Source organism: Candidatus Syntrophosphaera sp. (assembly GCA_019429425.1).
In the GTDB taxonomy this organism is placed as follows: Bacteria; Cloacimonadota; Cloacimonadia; order Cloacimonadales; family Cloacimonadaceae; genus Syntrophosphaera.
On the sequence record JAHYIU010000063.1, the window covers coordinates 1 to 13,860 of the forward strand.

At 55.5% G+C, this 13,860-nt stretch carries 8 protein-coding genes; 6 read left to right on the top strand and 2 right to left on the bottom strand.

The window, feature by feature from the left end:
* The 4 genes from K0B87_07195 to K0B87_07210 all read left to right on the top strand — a co-directional run.
* On the top strand, window positions 1-1,126 hold a 1,126-nt coding region (locus K0B87_07195), incomplete at its 5' end, for a hypothetical protein (GenBank protein MBW6514524.1).
* Window positions 1,127-1,134: 8 nt separating this feature from the next.
* A complete protein-coding gene (locus K0B87_07200) occupies window positions 1,135-2,862 on the top strand; it encodes a tetratricopeptide repeat protein (GenBank protein MBW6514525.1) in 1,728 nt (575 codons plus the stop codon).
* A gap of 329 nt (window positions 2,863-3,191) precedes the next feature.
* Window positions 3,192-4,373, top strand: coding sequence for a type III PLP-dependent enzyme (locus tag K0B87_07205; GenBank protein ID MBW6514526.1), 1,182 nt, complete (start codon window positions 3,192-3,194; stop codon window positions 4,371-4,373).
* A 17-nt stretch (window positions 4,374-4,390) separates the two neighbouring features.
* Window positions 4,391-5,485, top strand: coding sequence for an Ldh family oxidoreductase (locus K0B87_07210; GenBank protein MBW6514527.1), 1,095 nt, complete (start codon window positions 4,391-4,393; stop codon window positions 5,483-5,485).
* A 209-nt stretch (window positions 5,486-5,694) separates the two neighbouring features.
* Here the strand turns inward: K0B87_07210 and K0B87_07215 are convergent, their stop codons facing one another.
* Entirely contained in the window at window positions 5,695-6,957 is a 1,263-nt protein-coding gene (locus K0B87_07215; protein MBW6514528.1) for a hypothetical protein, read from the bottom strand.
* 288 nt (window positions 6,958-7,245) lie between these two features.
* On the opposite strand from K0B87_07215, the gene K0B87_07220 reads away from it, so the two are divergent.
* Window positions 7,246-8,382 (top strand): hypothetical protein, encoded by a 1,137-nt coding sequence (locus K0B87_07220; GenBank protein ID MBW6514529.1) that lies wholly within the window; start codon window positions 7,246-7,248, stop codon window positions 8,380-8,382.
* A gap of 100 nt (window positions 8,383-8,482) precedes the next feature.
* On the opposite strand, the gene K0B87_07225 is transcribed toward K0B87_07220, so the two are convergent.
* A complete protein-coding gene (locus tag K0B87_07225) occupies window positions 8,483-12,382 on the bottom strand; it encodes a T9SS type A sorting domain-containing protein (GenBank protein MBW6514530.1) in 3,900 nt (1,299 codons plus the stop codon).
* A 532-nt stretch (window positions 12,383-12,914) separates the two neighbouring features.
* On the opposite strand from K0B87_07225, the gene K0B87_07230 reads away from it, so the two are divergent.
* Window positions 12,915-13,860 (top strand): IMP dehydrogenase (locus K0B87_07230; protein ID MBW6514531.1); only part of this gene is annotated, 946 nt, incomplete at its 3' end.

Consider the following 13,860-nt stretch of genomic DNA (forward strand, 5'->3'; position numbering starts at 1 on the left):
TGCCAAGGACAGGCAGATCAAACAGGAGATGAGCGAACTGCGCCAGGAGATGCAAAAGAGCGGCCTTAAACAGGACATGGAGCAAAGCCAGAAATCCCTGCAGCAAAACCAACGCCCCCAGGCCTCCCAGTCCCAGTCCGAAGCTTTGGAAAAAATGCGCCGCTTCACCCAACGCCTCGGGGAAATGAAAGAATCCATGGGCGGCGGCAGCCAGAGGGAAGTGATGGCCGCGATGCAAAACGCCATCCGCGAACTGCTCATCTTCTCCAAACGCCACGAAGAATTGAAAGGGCGTTACGCAAATGACCCCTATGGCATCATTCCCGACCTCATCGCCCACTACGAGGGGATCCAGGTCTCCCTGAACCGCCTGTTCAGCGTTGTGCAGGTGACCATGTTTTTACCGCCCAAATTCTTCATCGACCTCACGGACACGAACAAGGCCTACCGCGACGTGTTCATCAACGTCAACGAAATGCAGTATTCCCAGATCCCCCAGAAACTGGACGCCATCCAGCGGGGCCTGAACCTGATGATCTACGACCTGATGCAGACCCTGAACAACGCTTCCATGGGCGGCGGAGGCGGCGGCGGGATGCAATCCCTGATGCAGATGCTGGACCAGATGGGACAGGAACAGATGGCGATGAACATGCTCACCGAGCAGTTGATGCTCCAGATGCAGCAGCAGGGCGGCCGGATGAGCCCCGCCATGCAGCAGCAGATGCAAAAGCTGGCCTCCGACCAGGAACGCCTGGCGGAAAACCTGAAACGCGCCCTGCAAAACAATCCCGAAGCCCAGAAACAAGGCAACGCCATCAAACAGATCATCGACGAGGCCGAAGCGATCTCACGCCAGCTAAGGGCAAATCAGCTTTCCCCGGATCTGCTCAACCGCCAGGAGAACATCCTTTCCCGGCTCCTTGACGCGCAAAGGTCCATCAACAAGCGAGAATTCAGCGAAAAGCGCAAGGGCGAGACCGGCGATCCAGCCCTCCGCCAGCTCAAGACCGACGCCGATTACGATTCCCTGCGCCGCAAAGCCATGCTGGACGACGCCTACCGCCTCTTCCCCCCTTCCTATCAACAGGTCATTCTCCAATACCTGAAACTGCTCAATGAGTGATCCCGCCCATGCTTAGACGCTGCCTGGCCCTCTTGGCGCTGCTGCTGGCCGTTTCGCTGGCTTTGGGGCAATACAACGAGAAAGAGATCATCTCCCAGCGTGCCTACCAGATGCTGGCCCAGAGGCAGTTTACCGAGGCGGAAAGGCTGTTCGGAGAGGTTTTGCAGCGTTGGCCGGATGACGCCAACAGCGTGCTCCAACTGCTGAACATCTATTTCCAGACCTCGCAATTGGACAAGGCGGAAAACATGCTGAACCAATACCGCCGCATCATCCCGCCGAACCAGTACGCGGAACAGGAGATCCTGCTGGCCGTCATGCAAGGAAAGCCGGACACGGCCTGGAAACTCAGCCTGTCCTACCTCCAGCGGCAGAATTACAATGAGAATGCCTACCGCCTCCTGGCCTCCTATTTTGAACGCCGGGGCTTTTATGACCAGGTGATCCAGCTCTATCAGGACGCACGCCGCCAGCGCAACAATCCTGAACTCTTCCGCCTCGAGACAGCCAACGCCTCGCTCAATTACCGCCTTTTCGACCAGGCCATCACGGAATACCTCGCCTTTCTGGACAAGAATTCCGCCAACCTTTACTTCATCAACAACCAGATCATCACCATCCTGATGGAAGACCCCACCCGGATCAAGGTCATCGGCAACTATGCCGCCAGGAGCGAAAACGCGGTCGTCAAGGAGCTTTACGCCAATGCCCTCGTCTCACGGCGTGAGTATTCCGCCGCGCTGGAAGTTTATAAGAAACTGCCCCGGGAAAAGGTGGTCCGCTTCGCCGAAGAGCAATACCTGGCCCTGAACGACGAGATCGCCCTCCCCTCCTTCGCGTATCTGGCCCAGACCAGCTCGGACGCCTTCGAAACAGGCGAATACCGTCTGCGCCAAGCCCAGATCCATTACCGCAATGGGGAACATCAGGAAACAAAGCTGCTGCTGGAACAGATCATGGCCGATCCGCTGATGCAGGAGCGCAGAAACATCCAGCGCAAGGGCGTGAACCTGGAAGCGCGCAAACTGATGGCGGAAAACTCCCTGGCCCTCTCCAGGGACACCGAAGCCGCCCAAAACTGGTACAACGAGGCCAGAAACTTCTGCACGAACAGCTATGATCTACAAACCATCGAACTGGCGCTGGTGAATCTGTCGCTCATCCGGCAGGACTACGAAGCCGCCCTGGCCACTCTGGACAAGGTCGACGAGCCAAAACACCGGGAAACGCGCGATTACCTGCAATACAGCGCCGAACTGCTGCGCGGGAACACGGACGTCGCGGACAGCCTGATGAACGCATACATTATCCGCTATCCGGCCGGAATCTATGTCAACGACGCGATCTACCAGATGATGTTCGTCCTGGGACTCGAAGGGGCGCAGCGTGACGGCTTTCTCTCCGCCTGGCGCCTGATGCTGCTCCGGGACAGCGCCGCGGTGGACAGCCTCGCATCACTCTTTGTCCAGACGAGTGACGAGGAACTGCTCACCCTGGCGGTCGAATGGGCTATCCTGCTGGCCGATAAAACCAGGGCCAGCGAGCTTCTGGAGCATGATTGGCAGGACCCCATCAGCGCCGAATACGCCGCCCTGCTCAAACTGCTGCTCACCAAGGACAACGAGGCTGAACAAAGGATGGCCCGGGAATTCCTCAAAGCCAACCCCAACAGCATTTTCGCCCCAAAATTCCGCCAAAGCCTGAGCCGCTTGAACTCAAGCCGCCCGGAATACTGATAGGCTTAATCAAAACAGATTGACATAGGGTCCTTTGGAGCGGCAGGCGTCCCTGCTTGCCAAAGCCGCCAGGCTGATTTTCAGATCTGGAAAGCACCTGCGGTGCTTGTCAACCGAGGACGTTTGACGCTCCAAACCACGCTTCAAACCCTGGCTTTTTCCGTGTTTTTTCCTCTTGTTCAGCGTTTTTCCGCGTTCCCCCAACTCGACAACTCGTCACCACGCCATCATGGCATAATGCTAAATTGCCCGGATCGTTATCAGAAACATTGACATATTTCGGGCTTGGGAATACTTGATTTCAAAATTGCCCTCAAGAGGACGCGCCAATGTACAAAGATCCGTATCACTTTAACCTGCAGCGATATATGGCGCAGGAACGCTTTGCCAGATTCAAGGAATTTGCCGCCACCCAGGACAGCCCAATCCTGATCGTCGACCTGGATGTGATCAAAGCCAAATATCTGGAGTTGCAACGCAGCATCCCTGGTTTGGAGATCTACTACGCGATGAAGGCCAACCCGATGAACGAGGTGATCTCTCTGCTGGACAGCCTGGGATCCAATTTTGACGTGGCCTCCACCCACGAACTGAAGCAGCTTCAGCGGCTTGGCATCTCGCCGGAGAGGATGAGCTTTGGCAATACGATCAAGAAAGAAAAGGACATCCGCTACTTCTTCGAGCAGGGGGTGCGCCTGTTCGTCACCGACAGCGAATCCGACCTGCTGAACATTGCCAAAAACGCTCCTGGCTCCCAAGTTTATTTCCGGCTGCTGACCGAAGGCACAGGCGCGGACTGGCCGCTATCCAGGAAATTCGGCGCCCACCCGGACGTGATCTACAACCTGATCCTGAAAGCGGCGGAGCTGAATCTTGAACCCTGGGGCGCTTCTTTCCACGTCGGCTCGCAGCAGCGCGATATCGGGCAGTGGGATGACGCCATCGCCAAATGCAAATACCTGTTCGACGCGGTATTGGAAGAAGGGATCGAGCTCAAGATGATCAACCTGGGAGGCGGATATCCCGCCAATTACGTCGATCCGGCCTATTCCATCGAGGAATACAGCGCCGAGATCCAGCGCTTCATCCACGAGGACTTTGGGGACAACATGCCTCAACTGGTTATGGAACCAGGGCGCTCGCTCGTTGCCGACGCGGGCATGATCGTCGCTGAGGTGGTCAATATTTCCAGCAAAGCACGCAATAACCTCTATAAATGGGTCTACCTGGATGTGGGCAAATTCGGCGGCCTGATCGAAACCATCGACGAATCGATCAAATTCCCGATCTACTTCGAGCGCGAAGGCCTGGCGGACGAGATCATCCTGGCCGGACCGACCTGCGACAGCATGGATATCATGTATGAATACTACAAGTATCACATGCCGGAAAACACCCAGATCGGGGACAAGGTGTATATTTTCACTGCCGGAGCCTATACGCAGAGCTATTCCTCGGTCAATTTCAACGGTTTTCCGCCTCTGCGGGCAGCGATTTTGCCCCCGGCCTGAGCTTGGAGGAAAGAGTTATGAAACGCCTGTCTGTGGACATCCTGCAAGACTTCATGGAAAAGGTCTTCACCCGCGTTGGAGTGCCGGCCGAAGATGCCGCCATCTGTTCCGAGATCCTGATCGCCAGCGACCTGAGCGGCATCGAATCCCACGGCATCGGACGCCTGAAGATGTATTACGACCGCATCAAGGCCGGGATCCAAAATCCCGTTACCAGGATCGGCGTGATCCGCGACAAGCACGCCACCGCGGTTTGGGACGGAAATCACGGCATGGGCCACGTGATCGGCTTCCGGGCCATGGAGACCGCCATCGCCAAAGCCGCCCATTATGGCCTCGGAGCCGTGGCTGTACGCAATTCCACCCATTTCGGCATCTGCGGCTATTATGCTGAGATGGCCTGCAAACGAAACATGCTCGGCCTGATCTTCACCAACGCCCGGCCCTCGGTCTGCCCCACCAACGGAGTCGAGCCCCTCCTGGGCACAAACCCGATCTGCTTCGGCGCCCCGACCGATCTGGACTTTCCCTTCATCTACGATGCCGCCACCTCGATCAGCCAGCGCGGCAAGATCGAGCAATACGCCCGCGAGGGAAAAGACACGCCGGCAGGCTGGGCGATCGATCTGGAGGGAAATTCGCACACGGACACGAACCGGCTGTTGGTGGACCTGGTGCGGCAAACCGCCTCCCTGCTCCCCATCGGCGGCACGGACGAGATTTCCGGCAGCCACAAGGGTTACGGGCTTTCCACCCTGGTGGAGATCCTCTGCTCGGCATTGCAGCAGGGCGCTTTCCTGAACGGGCTCCTGGGGCAGGATGAGCTGGGCAAGCCTGCGCCCTACAGGCTCGGGCACTTCTTCCTGGCCGTCAACATCGATTTCTTCACCGAGGTTGAGGATTTCAAGAAAACTGCCGGCCAGATCTGCCGGACCCTGCAAAACTCACGCCTTTACCCCGGCCGGGAACGAATCTGGGTGGCGGGAGAAAAAGAATACGAAAAGTCTCTGGAAGTAAGAAAACTGGGCGTGCCCATCATCCCCAAGCTGCAGCAGGACATCGAGTTCATGGCCCGAAACCTGGATCTCGCCTTCCCCGCGCCCGGCCTTTAGAACAGCCGTTTCTCAGCCCTGAAACCTGACTGGCCCGCCTCCTGCGCGTATCCCGCCGGATAAACGCCCGGCTGGCGGGAATCCAACGGGATAGCAAGAGGGGGCAAAGGAGCAGGATTTCAGGGCGGAGTGCCATCAAATCAACTTTCCCCCCAAAAAACAGGGACATCCTCAGCTGAAGATGTCCCTTGATGCGTTTGCTGCTTTGTTCAGAACGCGAAGTTCACCGATACCTGGGTTGCCAGGCCGTTGGTCTGGCCCCCGATGAAATCAGGGCCGTCATGCAGCAGGCTCTTGCTCAGCACCGTGTCGACGGTGAATTTGCCGAACTTGAAGGCGAGCCCGAGATTCATGTCAAAGGAAGACCGGTACTGCGCAAACTCATCAGTTTCAACATCCTTGCTCCCGGTATCCGCTTCATAAGTCCTCTTATAGAATACATACTGCTGGATGGCGCCAACCCTGCCGGTCAGCCATTTGGCGATCTGGGATTCAAGCCCCAGGGTGTATTCCGGCACGAAGATCCAGGAATAGTTCCAGGTCTCGGTGTAATCCGTTTCCGAATCGGAATCTTTCCAGGCTTCAGTGGCAAAGCGGATCGGTTTGACCGTGAAGATGATGTTGTGGTTGGGGCCTGGCTTGTAGTTCGCCCCCACCCCGGCATCGAACAGGAAATCGGAATGCTTTTCCGTGAAAGTGTATTTGGCTTTGACGGGATTGGGGAAATCATAGCTTGCTTCGGACGAGCCGGTGCGGAATTTCAAATTTGCCGCCGCTGCCATGTCCAGGGTGCTTTCCTCCAAGAGAAAATAGCGGCCTGCCAGTTTGGCGCCGAATTGGGAAAAGGCGGCTTCGTTGATCAGATAGTTGATATCTGCGTCGTTTTCCGCACCTGCCCCGGCCAGATACAAGGCCAGGCCAAGATCCATCAGATCGGTGCTCATGCCCGCGCTGAGTTCGAAATAGCTGGCACTCATCTTCTCTTCGTATTCATAGACGTATTCTTCATTGACCGAATCCCACTCGCTGGCTTTGGTCTTCTCGCTGTCGATGGCCATGCCGAAGCCGAGGGCGAGGTTGTCCGCCAGGCCCAGATAGAACTGGATCTTTTTGCTGATGTCCAGGCCCGTGTATTTGGTGCCGAGGTCGTAATAGAGATAGTAATCGACATCCACTCCCGTCGGGAAATTCAAGTACACGCCGAAGATGTTTTTCTTCAGCGGCATGTGGGCATTCAGAGTCCAATCGTATGATTGCGTCTTATTGGCATAGTAATAGGTGGGAGCGTACAGCTCACCGCGAACGCTGCGATTATATTGGAAAATGGTGGCGGGATACAGCGTGACATCAGAATTATCCCGGATAAATCCATACGGATAGCCCAGGGCGGTCATCCGGCTATCGGTTGCGAACAGGCCGCCTGCCAAGAAGACAAGCGCGGTCAACAGGAGCATTGACGTTCTGCGATTCATGTGAATCCTCCATCTTTTTTGTTGTTTGGATGTGGGTTTAGATTCATCCTCAGCATAAAACTCCATTTATTTTATCTTCAATATCTTGTCAACATATTTCTGCTTTTGGGATTTCAGGCTTGGCCCGCATAGCCTCTTGCCACATAATCAGATATGGATCCAAATACGATATCTGGGGCGGTGGGCCGGACTTGCTGGGGCATTATTCCCGGCTGCGCCTATATCCGAACTTGACAAAAAACGCTGGCAAACTATCGTGTTCGAAAGTATCAACATTGAGGAACGAGAATGAAAAAGCTGATCCTGATCTTAATCCCGCTGGTTGCGGCGAGCCTTCTTTCCGCCATCTCATTTGAGTTTGACGGGGAAAACCGGACCCGCGCCGCCTATTACAACAACGTTTATGAGATCGACGGCGGCCATGTCGACAATCGCCTCTATCTGGGCGTCAACGCCAGCCTGCATCCAGAGCTGGACATGCGGATCAATCTGCAGTTTGGAGACGTGCTCTGGGGCGGCAGTTCCCATCCCTATTTCAACAACGGCTCCCACGGAGGGCTCACCGCCGCCGTGGACGTCAAGGCTTATGAACTTTACATTGACTACCGGATCAAAGCCATTGCAGCGAACATCCGCGTAGGCCAGCAATACTGGGCCGACCACATGAGCCTGGTTTTGGACGATTCGTTCTCCGGAATCATGTTCACCCTGGACGATCTGGCTGGCTTCAAGACCGAACTTGGCTGGGTCAAGGTTTGGGAAAACAGCGTGTTCCAGGCTGACGACTATGACTATTTCCTGCTCAACCTGTCAACCCAGGATCCCGTCTCCTGGGGCATCTTCGCCTCTTTGGGCGATCACCGGAGAGACGAGTATACAACTTTCACCCTGAAGCCATTCGTGAGCCTGGGGACAGGATCCTTGCACCTCGACACCAGCGTGTTCATGGGCTTGCACGGAGGCCACGACAGCTTGGACGCGGGCTTCGGAGCGGCGGTCAAAGCCAAACTGGGCCTGGGTTCCGTCGATCTGGGAGCGGACGTTCTGGCTGCCAGCAAACACGGCATTGAAATTCTTTCCCCCTATTACCAGAATGGGCTCTACATCTACGGTTACGGCAAATACCACGATGGGGTGAACCTCTACTGGGACAATCCCTACAGCCTCAATGAGGACCTGGCCCTTTCCCTGGTGGGATCGGCACAAGCGTCCCTTTCACCGAAATTTACCCTCTTTGGCACGGCCGGATATCTGCTCGACGCCGGTTTCGAGGCCAACGGCGGGCTGGAATATGAAATCATCTCCGGGATGATGAAGCTGGCCGGATACGCCGCCCTCGGCCTGCATGATGAAATTGGAATGGGAACCAAAGGAGAGGGGCCGACCAATTATGTATTGGGCACAACGCTGTTGCTGAATTTCTGAGGTTTTTACCGCTCACAACAAAATCCCGGGCCCGCATCTGGACCCGGGATTTTTTATGTTCAGGACCGCAACAGAGCGATCCGGGCAATCATGCAGATCGCTACTTCATGAGCATCATCTTGATGATCTGGGTCTCGTTTTTGGTGTTCACCCTGGCGAAGTAGACTCCGCTGGCAACTCCGCGTCCGCTTTGGTCCCGGCCGTCCCATTTCAGATTGTGTGCGCCGCCGGGAAGAGTGCCTTCCATGAGGCTTTTCACCTTTTGGCCGCGGATGTTGTAGATGTCGAGCTTGACCCGCGCGCTGCTGGCAAGATTGAAGGCAATGTTCACATCCGGATTGAAGGGGTTGGGATAGGCGATCAAACCGCTGATCGGGCTTTGCACGAGGTCGTCCACGCCAACCATGTAATTGCTGACCCGGATGTAACCGTCATAGATCCCGGCTTCCGGAGGGGTCCAATCATAAGTGCCGTTACCGAGCACATAATGGGGCGTGTCATTGAGCAGCATCAGGATCTGCCAGCCGTCCGGAACGTTCAGCTGCTCGAAATTGAACTCCACCGGATCATCTGAAAAGACCTGCAGCTTGAAATTCCAGAATTCCTGTTGTTCGGGCGAGCTGAAATCGTTTCTGAAGTCGCTGTACAGGCTGTTTTCCAGAGCATCCGGATTAGTGTCCGGAACGGTGAACCACAGGGCTGGCCGGTCGAAGGGAGGCAAGGGCGGAACGGGAAGATCGAAGCGGAAATCATAGTCTTGCGAGGCAAGTTGATGGCCACCTAAAACCAGCTCGGAAACAGCATCGTTCTGCCCGGCCTGGATGCGCAAATCCCAGTTCGCGGCCTGCGGCATGACCGGCTGCGCTTCAAAGAAGGGATAGAACCTGATTTGGGGGTTCAAAGCAGTGGGTCCATAAAACTTGATCAGCAGGGCCTCGAAAGGTTCGACCCTATCCACGGGGACGTAGGTATCTCCCCGCAAGACATACACCGCGCGGGAGACAAGCTCCTGGGCCAGCATTTCGCTGAAGCGGAACAAGGTGCCGTTGAGCGTGAAGCTGATGTCCTCAATGTCATAGGCGCAGAGATGCGGATTGGGGATGAAGTTCCAGCCTGTGACCAGGCCGAAGCTGTATTCGTCCGCCTGCACCGGATTGGTGTTGCTGTAGAAGGCTATGTCAGGACTGTGGACGGCATAGGCAGAGCCGAAATCATAGTCGGCGGTTTGGGCCCATCCGCCCATCGCGTTGCGGCTGTAGCCAACCGCGCCAACGCCAAAGACGTCCTCAAAGCTCAGATCCGTGTTCAGCCAGGGATTGGCACGCATCTTCCAGCCGGCCTCATTGAAGGCCATGTTCATGTAGGGCACCAAGGCGAAGCGATAATCCGACCAAAACCGCGTCCGAACCCCGTCGACGGCCACCACGTCGGCAACCAGGCGGCAATCCTGCATGTCGTTGACAGTCGCGGGAACGAACCAACTGTAATTGAATTGGTCTGGCGGGATGAATTCGTTCACCATCAGGCTGTCCGTGGCGTTGATGATGGAAAGCTCCACATGATCGATCAGGAACGGGTATTGGTAGTTCCAGTAGAAATTGACGGTACTCCCGCCCCGGTAGACGCGGTTCGGCATCCCGGAGAACAGGAACTTGGGCTGCATGTTTCCCCAGAAGAGGGTCATGGTGCGGATGTTGGAATTCAGGTTAGTGTATTGGTAGGGCGCGCTCAACAGGTTGTGGTAGTTTCCGCCGTCCTGGAGATAGAGCTTCTCCAAGCGGTCAAAGTTGTCGGAGGCTGTGATGGTGAGAGTTTCATTGAGCTGGTCGGAGCGGGTGCGCATCACCCAGGTTTTGACCCTTTCGTCCAGATCGAAAGCGCCCTTGATCTCGCGGGAAAGATGGGTGCCGCTGCTACCCCAATACTGCTCCCAAAAAGCGTTCCAGACATAGGTACTGCCTGGAGTACCCTTGGTCACGTCCCAATAATAGTCGCTGCCGTCCGTGGCATAGGGATTGATGCCAAAAGAGATCGTATCGGCGAGGGTGTAGGAGTTGTTGCTGATCGTGATGGTGTGGATCGCCCGCGGTGAGGCGGTAGCTGGGAAATTGTAGAAAAACTCGACGTTACTGGAGTTTGTGGAGCTGACCTTGTAGGTGTAGAATTCGTCGTTCACCACGTTGGTATCCCACCATTCGAAATTGTAGCCCGTGGGATTGATGAGGGCGGGATTGGTCTGCCAGGAATCAAGCAGGGCGTAGGCTCCGTTGTTATGCTGGCGATAGACGCTGAAGCCCTGGTTGTTGGTCTGGCCGTTCACCTGCCAGTAGACGCGCACGGCATTGTCCATCCCATGCACCCTGAGGGAATAGATGTTGGCCGGGGCCAGGATCGTATTGACCTCATTGGAAAGCTGGGAATAGTTGCCGTTCTTGTCCCGGGCGCGGATCTTGAAGTAATAGGGGTTGGCGTTGTTCAGGCCCGTCACCTCGATGCTTTGGCAGCTCTGTGAGGCCAGGAAAGCGTTGTTGCCGCGGTCGAAGATCTGATAGTTCGCAAAGCCGATCGGCTCGGTGGCGTAGAGTATCTCGTAGGAATCAAAATCGTAGTCCGAACTGCGCTCCCAGGACAGGGTCACGTTGTTCAAAGACTGGTTCAGGACCGCCAGGTTGGTCGGATCAGTGGGCGACATGCCGTCATTGAGGTTGAACATGGCCACCAAGACCGGCTCCATGTCATAGACCCAGCGTTCGTAATAGTCCAGATAATGGGTGAACAGGTTGTCCATGTCCCACTTCTGCAGGGCTTCGTTCCAGCCGTAGAACCATTTGTAGGCGTTGGTCGTTTCCTCGTAGGAATTTGGCAATTCATCCATCTCCACGTGGAAAAAGGGCTCGTAGACATCATAATCCGTTGTCCCGCTCTGGGTGTAGAGCATTTGCTGGTTTTGCGTGTAGGCCGGCATATCGACGTAATCGTTCACGGGATAGGTGTGTTCCCCATCCGAGAAAATGAACTCGTGCACGTTGTAGTTAACGCTATAGTAATCATTGAGATATACATCCGCGTGGGTGCCAACCGTATTGGCAGGTATCATCACATGTGAGCCCTGGTTGATCAGGTCCAGCTTGAGGTTGGAAAGGTCGCGGATCGGCAGGTTGGGGCACATGCGCGGATTGCCGGCCGAGATCTGGTTATTGGGATAACCCACGTGGCGGTTCCAGTCGTAGGAGTGGATCTGGGCGGAAAATTCCCGCCAGCCCTCTTCGTCCCGGATCTTGTCGGCAAACTTCTTATAGGCTGTATGCAGCGGATGCAGCGCGTTGCGGGTAGGGTCGGAGAGGGATTTGGTGTTCGTATAGCTGCCTTCGTTGGTCCAGCGGACCTCGCGGCCGGAGCCGTTGATCAGAAGGAATTTGGCGTCCCAAACATGCAAGGCCAGATAGCCTATGATCGGGGTGGGAAAGTCGTCGCAGGGATGGGGCACGGTTATGATGATCGGTTTCGTACCCTGGGGATTGTAGATGAACAGGCCCCAGCCATAGGTGAAAGCGCCGATCTCGTCATCGTCGGGATCGGGGGTGCCGTTGTCGTCGTAATAGGTCATGTTGGGGAGTTCGCGGATCATGTAGTAGGTCCTGCCGGAATCGGTGTCGTTGAACTGCACGACCTGGAAGGGGGCGCCAGCGTTGGTCAAAACCGTCTGAGCGCCCTCATAATCCTCCGCCACAAAGAGGTTCAGCATGTTGTTCCAATAGACCTGGTCGAGGATCGTGGGCAGGCGGAAATCGCCGAAACCGTTGGTCTGCACGTCGTAGGGCGCGTAGAGATTGTAGTTGTTGGAAGCGATCCCTTCCGCCAGATGCGATACCCAATTGTCGTAGGCACTGTTTGGTTCATTGCCCACCAGGAAATTCCTGAGCGAGGCGGTTTCCACGATCAGGGCTGAGGACATGGCCAAGAGTATACCGAGGAGTATTGTTAACGCTGCTTTTTTCATACTTTTTCCCCATTTGCTGTGTGTTTTTTGCTTTGTTTCATGCTCCTGAAAATCGGCCCTTTAAGTCAAGGTTTTTTTCGCCGGAGCAAGATCAGGCTACGACTTTAAGGTTCTGGATCCTTTTCTTCCCGCAGATTTGCGCGTTTGATTGCCAGAGCGTTCCATTCCCTTGATCAAAATAAGAATTCATCCCCTGCCCCTCAGATCTGGGCCTCAATCACTTGTCTATCCACAGTCAATCACTTGTCTATTGTTAACAAGTGATTGACTGTGGATAGACAAGTGATTGAGAGTCTGAAGGGAGGGGAATATCCTGAACTAATCAACTGACAGGCACTTGGCTCTCTGATCTGAGGTAAGTTTCCGGCTCTGCGACTGCCTGATGGTTCTGCTCTGAGACAATTCAGATCTTGTTCCGGGAGAACATTTGCAGATAATTGCCCGCCCCGTAACTGCTGGAAACAACAGAGTTCCGCAAAGTGCTTGACATTTAGTTTATGGCACGATTTTTGGTCACGGTATGGAGTTTCAGATGAAAAAAAGCATCCGCAAGACCTACACATTCGACGACGTGCTGCTGGTGCCGCAGCATTCCAAGATCCTTCCGTCCGCCGTTTCATTGGAAACCAGGGTCACTGCCAAACTCAGCCTGAAGATCCCCATCCTGAGCGCGGCCATGGATACAGTAACCGAGGCGGAAATGGCGATCGCCATGGCCCGTGAGGGCGGCATCGGCATCATCCATAAAAACCTTTCCATCGAAGACCAGGCCAAAGAAGTGCACCTGGTCAAACGCGCCGAGAGCGGCGTAATCTCCAATCCCTACACTCTGGCTCCCAACGACACTCTGGCCAAGGTGCTGAAGATCAAAGCGGAGCACAAGGTTGGCGGCTTTCCGGTGGTGGAGAAAGGAAAACTCGTTGGCATCCTCACCAACCGGGACACGCGTTTCGAGACGGACCCCAAGCGCCTGGTGAAGGATCTGATGACTCCCCGGGACCGTCTCATCACAGCCTCCCAAGGCACTTCCAGCGAAGAATGCATCTCGCTTTTGCAGAAACACCGCATCGAAAAACTCCTGATCGTGACTCCGGATTTCGCTCTGGCGGGCATGCTCACGGTGCGCGACATCCTGAAACGGATCAGCTATCCCAACGCTGTGCAGGATGACAAGAACCGCCTGTTGGTGGGAGCCGCGATCGGTGCCACCGGTGATTTTCTCGAACGGGCCCAGGAACTGGTGAAAGAGGGCGTGAACCTGCTGGTGATTGACACCGCGCATGGCCATCAGGTCAATATCCGCCAGGCTTTGACCAAGGTGAAGGCCAGGCTCGACATCGATGTCATCGCCGGCAACGTCGCCACGGCCAAAGCTACCCAGTTTCTCATCGATAGCGGCGCGGACGCTGTCAAGATCGGCATCGGGCCAGGTTCCATCTGCACCACCCGCGTCATTGCCGGGATCGGTGTGCCCCAGC